Genomic DNA, 18,705 nt, shown 5'->3' with positions numbered 1-18,705 from the left:
CACGATTCCTTAAGGTTCCCTTAAGCCCTGGCTAATCCACCCGCAGGGAGGACCCTGCGGACGACGCCCGTGCGCTCAGAGGAACTTGGCCTTGCCCGGGCCTTCTTCGACGAAGCTGCGCATGCCGCGCTCGCGGTCCTCGGTCGCGAACAGGCCCGCGAACCAGTTGCGTTCGATCGCCAGCCCGGTGTCGATGTCCGCCTCAAGACCCGCGTCCACGCACTCCTTGGCGGCGCGCAGGGCGAGCGCCGGGCCCTGGGCGAGCTTCGCGGCCCAGGCGTGCGCCTGCTCGTACACCTCGGCCGCGGGCACCACGCGGTCCACCAGGCCCAGGGCCAGGGCCTCTTCGGCCTTGACCATGCGGCCGGTGAAGATCAGGTCCTTGGCCTTGGAGGGGCCGATCAGCCGGGACAGCCGCTGGGTGCCGCCCGCGCCGGGGATCAGGCCGAGCAGGATCTCGGGCTGGCCGAGCTTGGCGTCGGCGGCGGCGATCCGGTAGTCCGCGCAGAGGGCCAGCTCGCAGCCGCCGCCCAACGCGTAGCCGGTGACGGCCGCGACCACGGGCTTGGGGATCCGCGCGACGGCGGTGAAGGCGTCCTGCAGGGGGCGGGAGCGGGCGATCATGCCCGCGTGGTCCATCCGCTGCATCTCCTTGATGTCGGCGCCCGCCGCGAAGACCTTCTCGCCGCCGTAGAGGATCACCGCGCGGACGTCGGACCGGTCCGTCGCCTCCACCGCCAGCTCGCGCAGGCGGTCCTGGGTGGCGATGTCCAGGGCGTTCATGGGCGGACGGTCCATGCGGATGGTGCCGACGCCTGCCGAGACTTCGAGGGTGATGGTCATACGGGGAAGGTTAGCGGGGGTTAACCGGGAGTGGCCCGGTGCTGTGGGTCACAGCACCGGGCCACCCGGACTCCCGCGCGGCGGAGCCGCTCGTGAGCTACGTGAGAGCTACTTGATCCACTCCGCCCAGGGCATGTTCCAGCCGTTGAGGCCGTTGTCCGGGGCGATCTCCTTGTCCTTGGAGTTCTTCACGACCACCACGTCGCCGATCAGCGACTCGTTGAAGAACCAGGCGCCGGGCATGTCGTCGTCACCGGCGCCGCGGGCGTCGCGCAGGCCCACGCAGCCGTGACTGACGTTCTCCGAACCGAAGGTGTCGGAGGAGGCCCAGTAGTTGCCGTGCACGAAGGTGCCGGAGTTCGACAGCCGCATCGCGTGCGGGACGTCGGATATGTCGTACTCGCCGCCGAAGCCGACGGTGGCGCCGTTCATCCGCGTCACCTTGTACTTCTCGCTGATGACCATCTGCCCGTTGTACGTGGTGTTGGCCGCGGCGCCCGCGGTGATCGGGACGTCCTTGAGGACGGCGTTGTCACGGACCACCTGCATCGTGTGGGCGGCCGCGTCCACGGTGCTCACCTGGGAGCGGCCGACCTTGAAGGTCACGGTGCGGGTCTGCTTGCCGTAGACGCCGGGGCGGCCCTCGACGCCGTCCAGGGCGATCTTGACGGTGACCTTGGTGCCCGCCGCCCAGTACTTCTCGGGACGGAAGTCGAGCCGGTCGTTCCCGAACCAGTGGCCCTCGACCGGGACCGCGGGCTCGGCGGTCACGGTGATCGCCTTCTCCACGGCCTGCGGGTTGGTGATCCCGCGGCTGAAGTTGATCGACACCGGCATGCCCACGCCGACGGTGTCGCCGTCCTCGGGCACGTAGTGGCCGACGAAGGTGTTCGTCGGGGTGAGCGTGGTGAAGGTGATGTCCTTCGCGGACTCGCGTCCGGAGCCGTCCTTGGCGACCGCGTGCACCTTGTACTCGGTGGCGGAGGCGAGGTTGCGGGCGGGCTCCCAGCTGGCGCCGTCGCCGCCCAGCTTGCCCTCGACCGCGTTGCCCTTCGTATCGGCGACCGTCACCGTGGTGAGCTTGCCGCCGGTGCTGGATATCTTCAGGATGCCGCTCGTCGCGACCTCCTTGGCGCCGTCGTCCGGCTTGATGGTGACCGTCGCCTGGGAGGCTTCGGTACCGCTCTTGCCGTTCGCGACGGCTCCGCCCTTGCCGTTGTCCCCGCCACCCACCTTGGCGTCGGGCGACCCGCCGCTGCACCCGGTGGTGAGCAGCAGGGCCGCTCCGAGCAGCAGGGCCGGCAGCCCCGTGCGGAAGCGGCCGCGGATCGGCTGCAGGTTCACTCTTGTTCTCCCCCATGTCCCCCGCGCGCGGGCAGTCGCGCGCATGGCGAAATGGAATCACACGGGGGGATCACGAACGGAAACGGGTGTGTCACCGTTCCGTCCCAAGAGCCTGTGAACAGGCGGGGAACGGACGGGTGCGACGGGTGGGCGCGGTGGGCGGGTGGGCCGCTCAGTCGTCCGTGCCGGGCTTGGTGCCCCAGACGTAGACGGCGTCCCCCTCGGTCAGCAGGTCCCACAGCCGGGCCGCGTCGGGAACGGTGAGGTTCACGCACCCGGCCGATCCGCCGTAGTCGTAGAGGTCCCCGCGGTGGCCGTGGACGGCCTGGCCCTCGTCGAAGAACTGCGAGTACGGCATGGGCGAGTTGTCGTAGAGGGAGGAGTAGTGGTCCTCGTCCCGCCAGTACACCTCGTGCCAGCCGGGTCGGGTCTCCTGGGTGTCGCGGCCGGTCCGGATGGGGACCGGGGCGAAGACCACCTTGGCGTCGCGCTGCACCCACAGGAGCTGGCGGTCCATGTCCACGCAGGTGACCCGGTGCGGGCGGACCGGGCAGAGCCCCTGCGCGTTGGGGTCGGGGCGCGCCTGTACGGCGACCATCGTGCGGTAGGTCCCGAGGTCCGCGTACCCGTCGGCGGGCCGCAGTCCCTGGGCCCGCTGGAAGGTCCGCACGGCGGCGCAGTCCGCCGGGCTCTGGATCCCGTCGACCGGACGCTTCAGGTACGCCTCCAGCTCGCGCTGGTAGGGGCCGGTGCTTGAGGTGCAGTCGGCCTCCGGCGCGGGCCCGGGCACTGTGGCCGCCGCCGGGTCCGGGGGGCGCTGCGCTCCCGGGGGCGGGGTCGGGCCGCCCAGGGCCAGTACGACGGCCAGTGCTGCCGCTCCGCGTATCGCGCCAGTCGCCATGCCCGCCTCCTCGCGCCCGCCGGCCGGGCCGCCGCTGCCAGCTAAACCGGCCCCGGCGCTCCCGGCGCGCGCAGGTGCGCCGATGCGGTGACGAGGTCACCCCACCGGCGCACCCGGGAGGCCTTCAGCCCCCGCGGCGGTTCAGCCGCGCGGGCCGTTCGGCTCGCGGCCGCCCTTGCCCTTGCCGTGGTGGTCGCGCTCGTTGGCGAGGCGCTGGACCAGGACGTGGTTCGGGGTCCTCTGGTCCAGGTGCAGCGGTCCGGTCACCCGGTCCTTCGGGAGCACGTACCCGTCGGGGACGTCCGTCTCGACGAGGTAGTAGTAGCCGTCGGAGAGGTTCGGGAACTCACAGACACCGTCCCGGTCGGTGGCGCAGCCATGCGAGACCAGCGTGTCGGCGTTGATGCCGCGCCGCTGGAGGCCCTTGGTGTTGTTGGTCTCCTTCCAGACCTCGAACACCGCGCCGCGCAGCGGCCGCTGGGTCTTCTTGTCCACCTTCAGGACCTTGATCCTGCCCTTGGGGTCCTCGGGCTTCTTCTTGTTCGGGACGTTGAGGATGATGCCGTCCTTGACGTCCCCCTCGTCCAGGGCGAACTCCCTGACCGGGTTGGCGGGGGGCTCGTATCCCGTGGGGGTCCCGGTCTCGCGCCAGTAGTACGTGGCGCCGATCGGCAGCTCGACGGTGCAGCTGCCCTGCGCGTCGGTCACGCAGTCACCGGGGAGCTTGGTGTCGGGGCCGGTGCCGCCGGAAGCCGTGGTCTGGAGGCCGCGGGCGCCGTTGGTCTCCTTCCACAGCTCGAACCGCGCGCCGCGCAGCGGTACGCCGGTGTCCTTGTCGGTCTTCCACAGGACCACCTTGGCGGTGGCGGGCGGCACGACTTCCTTCTCGTTGACCGCGACGACGCGGACGCCCTCCTGGGCGTTCTCCGGGGTCAGCCGCACGGTGTGGACCGGGTTGGCGGGCAGCAGGTAGCCGGTCGGGGCGGCCGTCTCGCGCCAGTAGTACGTGCCGAGCGGGCCGGTGAAGTCGCACAGTCCGGTGGCCGTGGTCGTGCAGTCCTTGACCTTGGCGTCGGCGTCCATGCCGGTGAACTGCGCGCCCGGCCTGCCGTTGGTCTCGTGCCACAGCTCGAACTTCGCGCCGGCCAGGGCCGCGCCCTGCGCGTCGTGCTTGACGACGGAGGTCCTGCCGTTGACCACCGGGGGCGCGCCGCAGTCCGGCAGGTCGCCGTTGAAGGGGTAGGCGTGCAGCTCCTGGCCGCCGCCCCCGCCCTGGCTGCTGGTGTGGGTGAGGTTGCCGGTGGTGAAGAAGCGGCCGTTCATGCCGGGCAGGGTGACCTCGGTGCCCGAGGCCTGCGGGCCGACCAGCACGCTGCCCTGGAACTGGCCGGTGCCGTTCAGGTGCACCGTGGTGGCGTCGGGGAAGTTCCACAGCAGCCGGCTGCGCAGGGCGTTCCACGGGTCGGCGCCCGGGCCGGTGTCGTTGATGGTGCCGTTGGAGATGTTGACGGTCCGGGTCGCGCCGTAGACGTTGACCAGGACCGTGGCGCGCGCCGGGATCCGGGCGAAGGCGATGGTGACCTGCCCGTTGTTGCGCCCGACCAGGTCGGCGTCCACGTCGAAGACCTGGAGCGGCGAGGTGTTGTCGCCGGTGAAGGTGACGGTGCCGAACTCGTTGGTGACCGTGCCGGTGGCCGGGCGGCGCTGCCCACCGGGGTGCGCGTAGCAGGTGCTGGCGGCGGTGAGCCGGTCGCGCAGCGGGGTGTAGGGGGCCGCGGCGTTCAGGTCGCGGACCAGCGGGCCGGTGACGGTGCCGGCGCCGGGGGCGGTGCCCGCGTGCCGGACCACGCCGCCGTCGGAGATCAGCCGCTCGCCGGCGGCGATGTTCACGTTCCTGCCGGTGGTGAGGAAGTCCGCGCCGACGGGCGGCGGGACGAGGGAGCCGGCGCCGACGATGCCGATGTTGTAGGCGGCGCTGGCCCCGGCCACCTTGTCCTGGTCGAAGCTGCCGAGCACGACGACCCGGCCCTCGGCCTCGGCGGCGCGCTCGCGGACCTGGAAGTCGCCGCCGACGAAGATGTTGATGCCGTTGTCGCGGCCCTTGGGGACGCCGTCGAACCCGATCTGCGGGTACGGGTCGGGGCAGTCCCCCGGTACGCAGGGACCGAGCCCACCGGGCAGCGGGGCGCGCGCCGCCGCCACGGGGCGCTCGCCCGCGGAGCCGCCGGAGCCGCCGGGGCCGCCCGGGCCCGCCGCCAGGGCCGTGGGCGCGCCGGTGGCCAGTACGGCCCCGATCGCGACCCCGAGGGTCCACTTCCTTGCTGACATGACGCTCCGTCCGTTGCCTGCCGCGGTCACCGCTGTCTCCGCTGTGTGCGCTGACAGGCTGGACGGCGGCGGCGGCGAGCCGGGCGGACCGACACTCCCCGCTACGACATTCCGGTCCGACAATCACTCGATCGGACCGTGATCGGTCGTCGCGGTTCAGCCGAGTGCGGAGCCCGCGACCCAGTCCGGCCAGGAGAGGTTCCAGCCGCCGAGGCCGTTGTCCGCCGCGACGGTCTTGTCCTGGGAGTTCACGATCTCGACCACGTCCCCGACCAGCGTCCGGTCGAAGAACCAGCCCGCCGGGGTGTCCGAGCCGCCGCCCTTGTCGTCGCGCAGGCCGATGCAGCCGTGGCTGGTGTTCGTGGCGCCGAAGGTGTCGGGGCTGGCCCAGTAGTTCCCGTGCAGGAAGGTGCCGGAGGCGGTGAGCCGCATGGCGTGCGGGACGTCGGGGATGTCGTACTCGCCGCCGAAGCCCACCGTCTGGCCGTTCATCCGGGTCACGTCGAACATCTCGCTGACCACCATCTTGCCGTTGTAGGTGGTGTTCTTGGGCGCCCCGGCGCTGATCGGGATGGTGGAGAGCAGCCGGCCGTCGCGGCGGACCTCCATCGTGTGGGCGGCCGCGTCGACGGTGGAGACCTGTCGGCGCCCGACGGTGAAGCGGACGGTCTTGCTCTGCACCCCGTACGAACCGGGCGCCCCCTCGACGTCGCGGAGCTTCATGTCCACGGTGACCTCGGTCCCGGGCTTCCAGTACTCCTTGGGCCGGAAGTCGATCCGCTCGCTGCCGAACCAGTGGCCGGTGACCTCCGCGGCGGGTTCGGAGGTGATGGTGATGGCCCGCTCGACCTCGGCGCGGTTCTTGATCGGCAGGTTGAAGTTGAAGGAGACGATCATGCCGGTGCCGACGGTGGAGCGGTTCTCGGGCTTGAAGTAGCCGATGAACCGCTCCTCGGGGACGTAGGTGGTGAAGCTGGTGTGCCGGGCCTGGCGGCGGTCGTGGCCGTCGACCGCGACGGCGTCCACCGTGTACTTGGCGGCGAGCGCGAGCCGTCCGGCCGCCGCGTCGGGGTGCCAGCTCAGCCCGTCGGGGTCGATCGATCCCGGTACCTGCTCCTCCGTGGCGTCCTCCACCTTGGTGACCACGACCCGCTCCAGGCGGCCCTCGGGCACGTGCACGGTCAGCGGCCCCTCGGCCGGTACGCCCTTGGCGTTGTCCTCGGGGGTGACCCGGATGGCCTCCTGCGGCGACCTGGCCTTCCCGGGGAGCTGGATCTCCACCGGGGACCCGCCGCCCTCGGTGCATCCGGCCAGTGTGCCCATCAGGCCCGCCCACGCCGCCATGGCGGCGACTGCCGCCCGTGCCCGCCTCTTCACATGTCTCACGGTGCGTCCAACGACCGTGCCGTCCAGGGGAAACGTGAGTGCGGCCCAGGTTCCGGGCAGAACAGTGGGAAGGACCAGAGGGGGAGGGGCCCCGGCCGGGACGCCGGAGCCCCCTTCCCTCCCCCGCAGGTACCCAGGAGCCGTGGAGGCGGGCAGTGACGAGCGCAGCCGAGGACGAGGCGGTGGAATCCGTTCCGCACGCCGCGGGCAGGACCGACGCCCGGCGGGGCGGCCGGGGCACCGGGTACGGCAACGGCCAGGTCAGCGGCCCGGTCAGCGGGGTGGTCGCGGATCCGGTACGGGCCGGCGCGCTCCCCGGACCGAGCGTGTGGCCGGGCTCCTCGCACCCCCTGGGGGCCCGCTTCCGGGCCGGCCCGGACGGCATCGTGGGCACCAACTTCGCGCTCTGGGCGCAGGGGGCGGAGTCGGTGGAGCTGTGCCTCTTCGACGAGGGCGGCGCCGAGACCCGGTGCGGGCTGACGGAGCTCACGCACGAGATCTGGCACGGATTCGTGCCGGGCGTACGCCCGGGGCAACGGTACGGCTTCCGGGTGCACGGCCGGTGGGACCCGTGGACGGGGGCCCGGTACAACCCGGCGAAGCTGCTGCTGGACCCGTACGCCCGCGCCGTGGACGGCGACTTCACGCTGCCCCCGGAGGTGTACGGGCACGTACGGGACTGGCCGCAGCAGTACATCGCCGACACCGTGCGCGACGACCGGGACTCGGCGCCCTTCGTGCCGAAGGGCGTGGTCGTGCACGACGACGACGACTGGGCGGACGACGTGCGGCCCAAGACGCCGTGGGCGGACTCCGTCATCTACGAGCTGCACGTGCGCGGCTTCACCATGCGCCACCCGGGCGTCCCCGAGGAGCTGCGCGGCACCTACGCGGGCCTCGCCCATCCGGCGGCGATCGAGCACCTGACCCGGCTCGGGGTGACGGCGGTGGAACTGCTGCCGGTGCACCAGTTCGCGCACGAGGACCACCTGCTGCGCCGGGGGCTGCGCAACTACTGGGGCTACAACTCGGTCGGCTACTTCGCCCCGCACGCCGGCTACTCGGCCTCGGGCACCACCGGGCAGCAGGTCGGCGAGTTCAAGCGGATGGTCCGGGCGCTGCACGCGGCGGGGATCGAGGTGATCCTCGACGTGGTCTACAACCACACCGCGGAGGCGGGCGAGCTGGGGCCGACCCTGTCGCTGCGCGGGATCGACAACCGGGGCTACTACCGGCTGCAGAACGACCAGCGGCGCTACGCCGACTACACCGGCTGCGGCAACACCCTGCACGCCGGGCGCCCGCACGTGCTGCGTCTGATCACCGACTCGCTGCGGTACTGGGTGACGGAGATGGGGGTGGACGGCTTCCGCTTCGACCTGGCGGCCGCGCTGGCCCGCTCCATGCACGACGTGGACATGCTCTCGCCGTTCCTGGCGGTGATCGCGCAGGACCCGGTGCTGCGGCGGGTCAAGCTGATCGCGGAGCCGTGGGACGTGGGATCGGGGGGCTACCAGGTGGGCGCGTTCCCGCCGCTGTGGACCGAGTGGAACGACCGGTACCGGGACGCGGTCCGCGACTTCTGGCGGGGCGCGCTGCCCGACGTGCGGGACCTGGGCTACCGCTTGTCGGGGTCCAGCGACCTCTACGCGTGGGGCGGGCGGCGCCCGTACGCCTCGGTGAACTTCGTGACCGCGCACGACGGCTTCACCCTGCGCGACCTGGTCTCCTACGAGCGCAAGCACAACGAGGCGAACGGCGAGGGCGGCCGCGACGGGACCAACGACAACCGGTCGTGGAACGGCGGCGTGGAGGGGGAGCCGCCCGAGGGCACGGACCCGCGGATCGCGGCGCTGCGCCGGCGCCAGCTGCGGAACCTGCTGACCACCCTGCTGTTGTCGACGGGGGTGCCGATGCTGGTGGCGGGCGACGAGTTCGGCCGGACCCAGGGCGGCAACAACAACGCGTACTGCCAGGACAACGAGACGGGCTGGGTGGACTGGTCGCTGCTGGAGGACCCGGCCTGGCGGGAGCTGTTCGCGCTGACCGCCCGGCTGGTGCGGCTGCGCCAGGAGCATCCCGTGCTGCGGCGGCGGGCGTTCTTCTCGGGGCGGGCCCAGGGCGCGGACGGGCTGCGGGACCTGGCGTGGTTCGCCCCGGACGGCGCGGAGATGACCGAGCGGGACTGGTACGCGCCCACGGCCGCGCTGGGCCTGTACCTGTCCGGGCGGGACATCCCCGGGCGCGACGAGCGGGGCCGGCCGGTGACGGACGACAGCTTCCTGGCGCTGCTGCACGCCGGGGACCGGCCGGTGTCGTGGACGCTGCCGGGGGCGCCGTGGGCCGCGGAGTACGAGGTGGTGCTGGACACCTCGCGGGAGGACCAGGAGGCGGCTCCCGGGGTGCGGCACCGGGGCGGTCGCGCGATGACGGTCCCGGCGCGGTCGGTGGTGCTGCTGCGGGTGGTGTCCTGAGGGGTCTTTCCCGTCGGGAAGGCGGGCGCCGCGGATCTCCCTGCGATGATGTGCCGTCGTACACGCGTGCCCCTGCGCGCGCGTGTCAACGGGGGCGTCGGGGCATCGTGAGGTCGAAGGGGCTGTGTGCGGATGGCGAGTGTGGGGACCGCGCTGCGGGAGTTGCGCGGGGCGCAGAAGTCGGCGAAGGGGGTGTCCCTGTACTCGCGCTACGTGAACCGGCCGGCCGGCCGGTACCTGGCCGCCGGCTCGTACGGGGCGGGACTGAGCCCGAACCAGGTGACGTTGATCAGCGCCGCCTTCAGCTTCGCCGCCGTCGCGGCGGTGGCGCTGAGCGAGCCCTCGTGGGCGCTGGGGATCGTGGTGTGGGCGGCGCTGGCCGTCGGCTTCGCCTTCGACTCGGCCGACGGGCAGCTCGCGCGGCTGCGCGGCGGCGGCAGCGCGGCGGGCGAGTGGCTCGACCACGTGGTGGACTGCGCGAAGCTCACCGCGCTGCACACCTGCGTGCTGATCGCCTTCTACCGCTTCCCCGAGGCCTACGGGACCGCCGGGGACGGCTGGCTCCTGGTGCCGCTGGGCTTCCAGTTCGCGGCGGTGGTGACCTTCTTCGGCGGGCTGCTGACCGAGAAGCTCAAGCCCAAGCCCGCTCCGGGGAGCCCCGCCGCCGCGCCCTCCACCCTGCGCGCGATCGCGCTGCTGCCGGTGGACTACGGCGTGTTCTGCCTGGTGTTCCTGCTGCTGGGCGGCGGGGAGCTGTTCCGGTGGGCCTACACGGGTCTCGGCGCGGTGGCCGCGCTGTTCCTGTTGGCGTTCCTCGCGAAGTGGTTCCGCGAGCTCAGCGCAGTTCGGCGCTGAGCGGGGCCGCCGGGGCGGCCAGCGCGTCCAGGGCCCGGCGCAGCTGGGTGCTGGACGTGTGCACGGTGTAGGGGAAGTAGACGACGTCGACGCCGACGGTGGCGAAGTCCTGTTCCAGGCGCTGCCCCTTGGGCGTGCCGCGCCAGTCGTCGCCCTTGAAGATGACGTCGAAACGGACCTGCTTCCAGGTCTCGACCTTGTCCGGAACCGTCTCCACGAAGGCGGCGTCGACGTACTTGACGCTGCGGACGATTTCCAGCCGCTCGACGAGCGGGATCATCGGGCGGCGCCCCTTGGCCAGTTCCGCCATCTCGTCGGAGACCACTCCTGCGACCAGGTAGTCGCACTGACTACGGGCGTGCCGCAGGATGTTGAGGTGCCCTATGTGGAACAGGTCGTAGGCGCCCGGCGCGTAGCCGACCCGATACGGCCTGCGCGCGGGCGCGCCAAGTCCGGACATGTCCAGCTCCGTCATCTGTTACCCCCCAGGAGCCGCACCCCCCGGCGCGGCGGATTAGCAGACAATAGCGTGCACGTCCTCCGCCGTGCGGGTGAACGATTAGGGTGTGCAGCGCATCAACGTGGGGGGAAGGGAACGTTCAGTGTCCATATCCGGTCACCGGCGCCTGCTGCTGGTTTCCACCAATTACGCTCCCGAGCACGCGGGCATAGGCCCGTACGCCACACAAATAGCGGAACATTGGGCGAATTCCGGCCACGACGCCCATGTCTTCACGGGCATGCCCCACTACCCCTCCTGGTCCCTCGAACCGGAGTACAAGGGGGCGTTGCGGCGCACCGAGGAGCGCTCCGGGGTCACCGTGCACCGGCGTGCGCACACCGTCCCCGCGCGCCAGACCGCCGTCAAGCGCGCCCTTTTTGAAGGATCGATTCTGCTGCACGGCGCCGTGGCCCCGCCGCGGATGCCGAAGCCGGACGCGATCCTCGCCCAGATGCCCAGCCTGGCCGGCGGCGTGCTCGCGGCCCGCCTCGCGGCGCGCTGGAAGGTCCCCTTCGTACCCGTCGTCCAGGACCTGATGGGCGCCGCCGCCGCGCAGAGCGGGATCAGCGGCGGCGACAAGGCGGCCGTGATCGCCGCCCGCGCCGAGGCGTACGCCCTCAAGCGGGCCACCCTGGTCGGCGTCATCCACGAGACCTTCGTGGACCGGGTCGTGGGCATGGGCGTGGACCCGAAGAAGATCCGCCTGGTCCCCAACTGGTCGCACGTGCCCGCGCCCACCAAGCCGCGCGCCGAGACCCGCCGCCACCTGGGCTGGGCCCCCGGCCAGACCGTGGTGCTGCACTCCGGGAACATGGGCCTCAAGCAGGGCCTCGAAGTCCTCGTCGGAGCGGCCCGCCTGGACCCGCGCGTCCGCTTCGTCCTCATGGGCGACGGCAGCCAGCGCGGCGCCCTGGCCGGCCTGTCGGCGGACGTACCGAACCTGGACATCATCCCCCCTGCCGCCGACGGCGAGTTCCCCGATATCCTCGCGGCGGCGGACGTGCTCACGGTGACGCAGCACGCGGCCGTCCTCGACATGAGCGTGCCGTCCAAGCTCACCTCCTACTTCGCCGCCGGCCGACCCGTCGTCGCCTCGGTGGCGGCGGAAGGCGGCACCGCCCAGGAGGTGGAGCGCTCGGGAGCCGGCGTGCTCGTCGCCCCGGAGGACCCGGGCGCGCTGCTGGAGGCCGTGCGCGCGCTGGCCGAGGATCCGCACGGGGCGGACGCGCTGGGCGCGGCCGGTCCGCGCCACGTGGCGGCCCACCTGAGCCGTACGGCGGGCCTCGCCCGCATCGACGCACTGATGGACGAAGCACTTGGGGGTCCCCGGCCGTGATCGAGACGAACCGTCCGGCAGCGGTCCCGGTCGAGGACGAACCCGACCTCCTCAGGGACCAGTTCCGCCAGCTGACCCGCTACCGCAGGCTCATCGGCGCGGGCATCGGGATCGGCCTGCTGGGCGGTGTGTACCTCGGCATATCGACGTCCGACACCTACGTCGCCACCGCCGACGTGGTGCTGCGCACGCCCACCGACGACCCGTTCAACCCGAGCATCGCCCCCGACAAGGCGATCAACATCGGCTCCGAACGGCAGGTCGCGCTCAGCAGTTCCATCGCGGGCGAGGCCGCGAAGAAGCTCGGCATCAACGACTCGGGCCTCGCCGCGCTGCGCTCCGGACTCCAGGTCACCAACCCGCCGCAGACCATGGTGCTGCGCTTCACCTACACCTCCGGCTCCCCCGCACAGGCCGCCAAGCGCGCCAACGCGATGACCGAGGCCTACCTGCTCAAGCGGCGCGACGCCCTCGACGTCACCCGCGACGCCATGGTCAAGAGCTACAAGGACCAGCGCGACCCGGTGGCCAAGCAGCTCGACGACCTGGTCAAGCAGATCGCCCAGATGCCCGCCGGCAGCGCGCGCGACGCCGCGTACTCCTCCCGGACCGACCTGCAGAGCAAGGTGGGCCAGCTCAACGGGAACATCGCCAAGCTCGACGCGCTCGACATGACCCCGGGCCGGGTCACCAGCGCGGCCACCGTGCCCACGCAGCCCGACGGCCCCGGCATCGTCATGTCGCTCGCGCTCGGCGCGGCCGTCGGCCTCGCGCTCGGCCTGCTGGCCGCCTGGGTCCGCCTGGTCTTCGACCCCTCCCCGCGCTCCGACGGCGACGTCTCGCGCGCCCTGCGCGCGCCCGTGCTCGGCACCCTGCCCCGCGACAAGACGGGCGGCGGCCCGCTGCTCGCCGCCGGCGAGGCCGATCCGCGGCTCGCGGAGGAGTACCGGTCGGTGGCCTTCCGGCTCGCCTACGACTCCCGGTTCGCCGACCGCCGGCGCCTGCTCGTGGTCGCCCCGCGCGGCAGCAGCGAGACGGCCGCCGCGGTGGCCGTGAACCTCGCCGCCTCCTTCGCCGAGACCGGCAAGGACGTGCTCCTCATCGAGGCGGACCTGCGGACACCGCTGCTCGCCAGCCAGCTGCCCACCGACGCGGGCGGGCGGCCCCGTTGGAGCCAGACGCCGGGTGGGCCGGCCCAGGGCGGCCAGCCCGGGCAGGGCGACTCCGACTGGCCCGACGGGCGCCAGCTCGTCGTGGACGCCGGCGAGTCGGGCGCCTTCGACCTGATCCCCGGCGAGCGGGTGCGCAACGTCGCCCGCGCGCTCACCACCCCGCGCGCGACCCGGTTGATCTCCGAGGCCGACTCCCCCAACTCCACCGTGGTCGTGCTGGCCCCGCCCGTCCTCTCCTACGCCGACGCGCTCGCCCTCGTCGACCGGGTCGACGGCGTCCTGGTGGTCTGCGACCCGCGTGCCGTGCACCGCACCGACCTGTCCCGGATCCGCGAACTGATCAGCGGCGCGGGCGGCACCGTACTGGGCGCGGTCCTGCACGGACCGCTGCCGGGCGAGAAGCGCGGCCGGACCGCGTCGCGCACGAAGAAGGCGGCCGCGCCCGCGGTCGCCCCCGCCCCCGCGGCCACCCCCGCGGTCGACCCCACGGCCGCCGGCGAACCGCCCGAGCCGGACCAGCAGGTCCCCGGCGACGGCAGCGACACGGTCGCCCTGCGCACGGTCCGCACGGGACGCAGATGAGCCGGCGCGGCCTCGCCGCCCTCGCCTCGGTCCTGGACCAGGCCGCGTCCAGCGCCACCAACATCCTGGTCCTGGTGCTGGCCGCGCGGCTGTCCTCGGTCTCCGGCTTCGCCGCGTTCTCGATGGTCTACGTGACCTTCAGCGTGCTGCTCGGCCTGAACATGGCGTACGTCGGCCAGAGCGTGGTCCTGGAGCACGGGGAGCGGCGGGCCGTGGTCTGCCGCTCGGCGGTGGCCTTCACCGGCTCCGCCTCGGTGCTCGTGGGGGCCGCGCTGGCCCTCGTCGGCCTGCTGCTGCCCGACCCGGCGGGCGGGGCGTTCCTCGCGCTCGGGGTGGTGTTGCCGCTGGTCCTGGTCCAGGACGGGCTGCGGTACTGCTTCTCGGCCCTGCGCACGCCCGAACGGGCCCTGGCCGCGGACGCGCTGCGCCTGGTGTGCGTGGTGGCCGCGCTGCTGCTCCAGCCGTCGGGGGCCTCCCCCGGCCGGCTGGTGCTCGTCTGGGGGGTCTCGGCGCTGCCCGCGCTCGCGCTCGGGCTGATCCTGCTGCGTCCGTACGTCCGGGGCGCGCGCGCCGACCTGCGCCCGTACCTGCGCCGCGGGCACCTCGGGCAGCGGTTCGTGGTCGAGTTCGCGGTGGGCAACGGCTCCAGCCAGCTCGCCGTGCTCGGGCTCGGTGTCTTCGCGACCCCGCTCGCGGTGGGCGCGCTGCGCGGTGCGACGACCCTCTTCGGGCCGCTCAACGTGCTGTTCAACTCCGCCAACGCCTTCGGGCCACCGATGCTGGGGCGGCGCGGGGGCAAGCGGGCGGTGGTCCGTACGACGGCCGCGCTCGGCCTGGTCCTGGCCGTACTGGGCGCCGGCTGGGCGGCCGCGCTCTACCTGCTGCCCGACCGGCTGGGGCGCCAACTGCTCGGCGACACCTGGGGTTCGGCGGCGGCGCTGCTCCCGGCGACCGGGGCGCAGTACGCGGCGATGGGGCTGGGGACCTGCGCCCTGCTGACCCTGCGGGTGCTCGCGCCCAAGGCGACGCTCGCCGTGCAGGTGGTCTTCTCGGTGGTGTCCGTGGTGCTGCTGCTCGCGGGCTACGTCCTGTGGGGGGCGCAGGGCGCCGCCTGGGGCCTGGCGGCCGGCTCGGCCCTCAAAGCCGTGGCCGCCTGGACCCGCGTCTCCCGCCTCTCCCCCCTCCCCTCCGGGGACGCCTCAATCGCCGGCGAGGCTGAACCGGCCACCTCCAGCCCGAGCGTCCCTCAGGGCCCCGCCACCTCCAGCCCGCCCGGCGTCTGAGCCCGGCCAAATCCAGCCCGCCCGGCGTTTGAGCCCGGCCAAATCCAGCCCGCCCGGCGATTGAAGGCCCGCCAAATCCAGCCTGCCCGGCGTTTGAGCCCGGCCACCTCCAGCCCGCCCGGCGTTTGAGGGCCCGCCGGAGGCACCACCGGCGGAGACCGGACCACTACCGGACCGTCGCCGGGCGCACACCGTGAGCCCTCCGGGGGCGCCTCAAACGCCGGCGAGGCTGAAACGGGCCGACCCAGCCCGCCCGGCGGTTGAGGGCAGGGGCGTCAGCGGAGGGTTGTCGCGCGGTCCTGGCGGTAGGTGGCGATCAGGGCCAGGCACATGCCGGCGATCGCGACGCGCCCGGAGGCCTGGAGGAGCGGACCGCGCAGCAGGATGAAGGAGTAGCCCGCGACCAGCGGGACGACGATCGAGATCAGGCTCCCCGGCGGCGTGCTCCGCACGGCCCGCTTCGCGTACCGCCGGTCGACCCGGGCGGCGGCGTACCCCATGCCCAACAACCCGGCCCCCATCCCCAGCGGCCCGAAGTCGAGCCACAGCTCGGCCCAGATCGGCGAGGACAGGTTGGTGTTGACCGTGCCCATCCACTGGCCGACCATCACCCCCGTGTCGCGCGGCTTGCCCGGCCACACCGAGCGCGGCACCGCGAAGAAGATGGACCCGGCCAGCTGGCGCCCGTAGAAGTGGCCGGGACCGGAGTTCGAGAAGGTGATCGTGTTCGCGAACATGCCGATCTGGTCGTAGTCCTTGAGCGCCATCGGCTCCAGGAACGAGGTCGTCTCGACCGGCTTGTAGTTCTTCTCGTCGTACCGGAAGCGGTCCGCGAAGGGGAAGACGAGGAGCGCGACCACCACGGCCATCGACAGCGCCGCCCGGTACATCGCCGCACTGACCGGGAAGACCGTGAAGAGCAGCGCGAACATGACCGTCAGGAACCAGTACCGCGGATTGGAGATCGGGTTGTTGACGATGATGTTGAGCACCGCCAGCGCGCTCCACACCGCGATCACGGAGGGCCTGCGGCGCGCGTGCACCGAGGTCACCAGCCAGCGGGTGTAGCAGAGCAGCGCGAGCAGCGCCGGCACGGTCCCGAAGCCGCGCAGGAACGCCTGGCCCGCCTGCCCGTCGGTGGAGACCCCCGCCTCCTGGATGCCCGCGATGATCTCCTGCCGGCTGCTGAAGAACACGGCCGGGCCGCCCAGCTTCACGATCAGCGCCGCGCTGCCCAGGAAGGCCAGCAGGGTCAACAGTTGGAGCCGCCGGTGGTGCGTCATCACGGGGCGCGGCTCGCGCTGCGAACCGCCCGCGCGCCCCGCGGGCCGGTGCCGGGCCAGCAGCACCCCGACGTCGAAGGCGGTGCAGCCGAGCAGCACCAGGCCGATGGCCACGGTGAGGTCGGAGCGCGGGCCGACCACGGGCGTCGGGACCTGGCCGAGGACGGCCTGCGCGAGCGGGGCGACGCCCATCGCCATGTAGACGAAGAGCCAGAAGGAGCCCTGGAGCAGCTTGCGGCGGCTGGTGAGGACCATGGCGGAGAGACGGGCGCCGGCGTACACGGTGAGGGCCAACTGGAGCCAGAACGCGGCGTCCCGGGCGCCCGCGCCCGACTGCGAGGCCACGAACAGCGGCAGGAAGACGCTGAAGCCGAGGGCGAGCGGGACGGACAGCGCGCGGGAGAGCAGCGTGCGCGGGGTGGTGACCTTCCCCCAGCGCCGGTCCGCGTCCTGCGGATGCGCGGCGGGTGCCGTCCTCGGGGGTGCGGACACGGGTCCGCGCATGTCCGTCGCCATTGTGCCCCCGCCCCCCGTGCCTGGTCCGCGCGCAGTCTAGTCTGACCCGACGGGGATGGAGTGGGGGGTACTTCGGTGCGCAATCTCCCGGCCTTCACACTGGCCGGTTACGACAAGGGGCGCGGCCTGCTGACGCAGGCGCTCTGGTTCGCCGTGATGAACACGGTGTTCACGGCGTGGTTCTGCCCGGCCCGGCTGCGGGTCGCGCTGCTGCGCGCCTTCGGCGCGCGGATCGGCGAAGGCGTGCTGATCCGGCACAAGGTGCGGGTGCTGTGGCCGTGGAAGCTCACGATCGGCGACCACACCTGGATCGGCGAGGGTGCCTGGCTGCTGAACCTGGAGCCGATCACGATCGGCGCGCACGCCTGCGTCTCGCAGGAGGCCATGCTGTGCACCGGTTCGCACGACCACCGGGCCGCCGACTTCCGGTACCGCAACGCCCCGATCACCGTCGAGGACGGCGCGTGGGTGGCCGTACGGGCGACCGTGCTGGCCGGGGTGACCGTGGGCCGCTGCGCCGTGGCGGGCGCGGGGGCCGTCGTGCACAAGGACCTGCCGGAGCTGACCCTGCAGACCGCGGACGGCACGCGCCGCCCGGTCGACGAACCGAAGTGAGGCCCCGCCGGTGAGAGTTCTGCACGCCGTCACCCTGCACTCCCCCACGCACGCCTTCGGCGGGCCGGTGCGGGTCGCGCTCAACCTCGCCAAGGGGCTGCGGGCGCGCGGGCACGAGGCCTCGCTGCTGGCGCTCGGCGAGGGGTTCCCGGACCCCTGGCCCACCGACGTCGAGGGCGTACCAGCCGCGCTGTACCCGGCGAAGCGGTTGCTGCCGCTGGGCTTCAGCGGGATGACCTCGCCCGCGCTGCTGGCCGCGGCCGGGCGGCTGGTCCGGGGGGCGGACGTGGTCCACGTGCACCTGGCCCGGGACCTGGTGACCCTGCCGATCGCGCTGGCCGCGCTGCGCGCCGGCAAGCCGCTGGTGCTCCAGACCCACGGCATGGTCGACCCGAGCGGGAAGCTGCTGGCGAAGGTCCTGGACGCGGTGGCGGTACGACGGCTGCTGCGCGGGGCGGACGCGGTGCTGTACCTGACCCCGCACGAACGGGAGGCCCTGGACGCGGTCGTCGGCGGGGCCGGGCTGGACAACACCGTGCGGCTGGTGAACGGCGTACCGGCGCAGGAGGCCCGGCCCGCGCTGTCGGGGCCGCCGCGGATCCTCTACTCGGCGCGGCTCCAGGAGCGCAAGCGTCCGGTGGACTTCGTGAACGCGATGTCGCTGGTCGCGCAGCGGGTGCCGCAGGCGCGGTACGTGGTGGCGGGGCCGAACGAGGGCGAGTACGGGGCCGTGTTCCACCAGATGATGACGATGCGGCTGGACGGGAGCATGACGATTCCCGGGGCGCTGAGCAGCGATCAGGTGCTGGAGGAGCTGCGCCGGGCGCACGTGTACGTGCTGCCGTCGGTGGACGAGCCGTTCCCGATGTCGGTGCTGGAGGCGCTGTCCGTGGGCGTGCCGGTGGTGGTGACCCACTCGAACGGGCTGGCGCGGGACGTCGTGGCGGCGGGGGCCGGGCGGGCCGTGGAGCCGGGGCCGGAGGGGGTGGCCGAGGCCGTCCTGGAGCTGCTGGATCCGGGGGTGAACGGGGCCGCGTCGCTGGCCGCGCGCAAGTTGGCCGTGGAGTCCTTCTCGATGGACGGCGTCCTGGACACGGTCCTGTCCGTCTACACCGGAGCCCTGTCCCGCCGCTGACCCGGCCGCGCGCTCCGGCGGGGCTTGGGCTTGCCCTCAAACGCCGGGCGGGCTGAATTCGAGCCCCGCCCCCAGCCCCGCCGGCGTTTGAGGCGCCGCCGGAGGCACGTGAGCCACCCGGGGCCGATGTCGCCTCCGGCGGGCCCTCAA

The 18,705-nt window shown here is 73.0% G+C and carries 14 protein-coding genes; 7 read left to right on the top strand and 7 right to left on the bottom strand.

Features of this window, described 5'->3' with window-relative positions; translation table 11 throughout:
- Positions 1–75: 75 nt before the first annotated feature.
- The 5 genes from ACIQWR_RS03020 to ACIQWR_RS03000 all read right to left on the bottom strand — a co-directional run bounded on the left by ACIQWR_RS03020 (position 76) and on the right by ACIQWR_RS03000 (position 6,802).
- Positions 76–843 carry an enoyl-CoA hydratase/isomerase family protein gene (locus ACIQWR_RS03020; RefSeq protein WP_404004687.1) on the bottom strand — a complete coding sequence of 256 codons (768 nt, stop codon included), beginning with the start codon at positions 841–843 and terminating at the stop codon, positions 76–78.
- 108 nt (positions 844–951) lie between these two features.
- Positions 952–2,187, bottom strand: a complete 1,236-nt coding sequence (locus ACIQWR_RS03015) for an Ig-like domain-containing protein (RefSeq protein ID WP_399262887.1) — start codon at positions 2,185–2,187, stop codon at positions 952–954.
- A gap of 172 nt (positions 2,188–2,359) precedes the next feature.
- Positions 2,360–3,088 (bottom strand): L,D-transpeptidase family protein, encoded by a 729-nt coding sequence (locus ACIQWR_RS03010; RefSeq protein WP_404004684.1) that lies wholly within the window; start codon positions 3,086–3,088, stop codon positions 2,360–2,362.
- 141 nt (positions 3,089–3,229) lie between these two features.
- Positions 3,230–5,416 (bottom strand): choice-of-anchor A family protein, encoded by a 2,187-nt coding sequence (locus ACIQWR_RS03005; protein ID WP_404004682.1) that lies wholly within the window; start codon positions 5,414–5,416, stop codon positions 3,230–3,232.
- Between the two features lie 156 nt (positions 5,417–5,572).
- Positions 5,573–6,802, bottom strand: coding sequence for an Ig-like domain-containing protein (locus ACIQWR_RS03000; protein ID WP_404004680.1), 1,230 nt, complete (start codon positions 6,800–6,802; stop codon positions 5,573–5,575).
- Positions 6,803–6,957: 155 nt separating this feature from the next.
- On the opposite strand from ACIQWR_RS03000, the gene glgX reads away from it, so the two are divergent.
- The gene (glgX, locus tag ACIQWR_RS02995; protein WP_404004678.1) at positions 6,958–9,276 is read left to right on the top strand and encodes a glycogen debranching protein GlgX; all 2,319 of its coding nucleotides are present in this window, start codon (positions 6,958–6,960) and stop codon (positions 9,274–9,276) included.
- Positions 9,277–9,408: 132 nt separating this feature from the next.
- The gene (locus ACIQWR_RS02990) at positions 9,409–10,131 is read left to right on the top strand and encodes a CDP-alcohol phosphatidyltransferase family protein (RefSeq protein WP_404004676.1); all 723 of its coding nucleotides are present in this window, start codon (positions 9,409–9,411) and stop codon (positions 10,129–10,131) included.
- Here ACIQWR_RS02990 and ACIQWR_RS02985 read toward each other — a convergent pair.
- Positions 10,112–10,591 (bottom strand): adenylyltransferase/cytidyltransferase family protein, encoded by a 480-nt coding sequence (locus tag ACIQWR_RS02985; RefSeq protein ID WP_404004674.1) that lies wholly within the window; start codon positions 10,589–10,591, stop codon positions 10,112–10,114. The genes ACIQWR_RS02990 and ACIQWR_RS02985 overlap by 20 nt on opposite strands.
- Before the next feature lie 172 nt (positions 10,592–10,763).
- Between ACIQWR_RS02985 and ACIQWR_RS02980 the strand changes: the two genes are divergently transcribed.
- From ACIQWR_RS02980 to ACIQWR_RS02970, 3 genes are read left to right on the top strand one after another with little or no spacing between them, the layout of a single operon-like run.
- On the top strand, positions 10,764–11,969 hold the full coding sequence (locus tag ACIQWR_RS02980; RefSeq protein WP_404005031.1) for a glycosyltransferase family 4 protein: 1,206 nt from the start codon (positions 10,764–10,766) through the stop codon (positions 11,967–11,969).
- Entirely contained in the window at positions 11,966–13,723 is a 1,758-nt protein-coding gene (locus tag ACIQWR_RS02975) for a lipopolysaccharide biosynthesis protein (protein WP_404004672.1), read from the top strand. Before ACIQWR_RS02980 ends, ACIQWR_RS02975 begins: the two co-directional genes overlap by 4 nt.
- Positions 13,720–15,006 (top strand): hypothetical protein, encoded by a 1,287-nt coding sequence (locus tag ACIQWR_RS02970; protein WP_404004670.1) that lies wholly within the window; start codon positions 13,720–13,722, stop codon positions 15,004–15,006. The genes ACIQWR_RS02975 and ACIQWR_RS02970 overlap by 4 nt, the downstream gene beginning before the upstream one ends.
- A gap of 275 nt (positions 15,007–15,281) precedes the next feature.
- Here ACIQWR_RS02970 and ACIQWR_RS02965 read toward each other — a convergent pair whose 3' ends face one another.
- Entirely contained in the window at positions 15,282–16,793 is a 1,512-nt protein-coding gene (locus tag ACIQWR_RS02965; protein ID WP_404004668.1) for a hypothetical protein, read from the bottom strand.
- A gap of 87 nt (positions 16,794–16,880) precedes the next feature.
- On the opposite strand from ACIQWR_RS02965, the gene ACIQWR_RS02960 reads away from it, so the two are divergent.
- Both ACIQWR_RS02960 and ACIQWR_RS02955 read left to right on the top strand, forming a co-directional pair.
- A complete protein-coding gene (locus tag ACIQWR_RS02960; RefSeq protein WP_404004665.1) occupies positions 16,881–17,420 on the top strand; it encodes a WcaF family extracellular polysaccharide biosynthesis acetyltransferase in 540 nt (179 codons plus the stop codon).
- A gap of 10 nt (positions 17,421–17,430) precedes the next feature.
- On the top strand, positions 17,431–18,555 hold the full coding sequence (locus ACIQWR_RS02955) for a glycosyltransferase (protein ID WP_404004662.1): 1,125 nt from the start codon (positions 17,431–17,433) through the stop codon (positions 18,553–18,555).
- Positions 18,556–18,705: the final 150 nt, after the last annotated feature.

Source organism: Streptomyces sp. NPDC098789 (assembly GCF_044759975.1).
In the GTDB taxonomy this organism is placed as follows: domain Bacteria; phylum Actinomycetota; class Actinomycetes; order Streptomycetales; family Streptomycetaceae; genus Streptomyces.
This window is presented reverse-complemented; position numbering and strand designations above follow the sequence as displayed.

Bases quoted from the DNA above. Each gene is read 5' to 3' on its own strand.
- ACIQWR_RS03020 (WP_404004687.1), bottom strand. From the start codon at position 843: ATGACCATCACCCTCGAAGTCTCGGCAGGCGTCGGCACCATCCGCATG.
- ACIQWR_RS03010 (WP_404004684.1), bottom strand. From the start codon at position 3,088: ATGGCGACTGGCGCGATACGCGGAGCGGCAGCACTGGCCGTCGTACTG.
- ACIQWR_RS03005 (WP_404004682.1), bottom strand. From the start codon at position 5,416: ATGTCAGCAAGGAAGTGGACCCTCGGGGTCGCGATCGGGGCCGTACTG.
- ACIQWR_RS02990 (WP_404004676.1), top strand. From the start codon at position 9,409: ATGGCGAGTGTGGGGACCGCGCTGCGGGAGTTGCGCGGGGCGCAGAAG.
- ACIQWR_RS02985 (WP_404004674.1), bottom strand. From the start codon at position 10,591: ATGTCCGGACTTGGCGCGCCCGCGCGCAGGCCGTATCGGGTCGGCTAC.
- ACIQWR_RS02970 (WP_404004670.1), top strand. From the start codon at position 13,720: ATGAGCCGGCGCGGCCTCGCCGCCCTCGCCTCGGTCCTGGACCAGGCC.
- ACIQWR_RS02965 (WP_404004668.1), bottom strand. From the start codon at position 16,793: ATGCGCGGACCCGTGTCCGCACCCCCGAGGACGGCACCCGCCGCGCAT.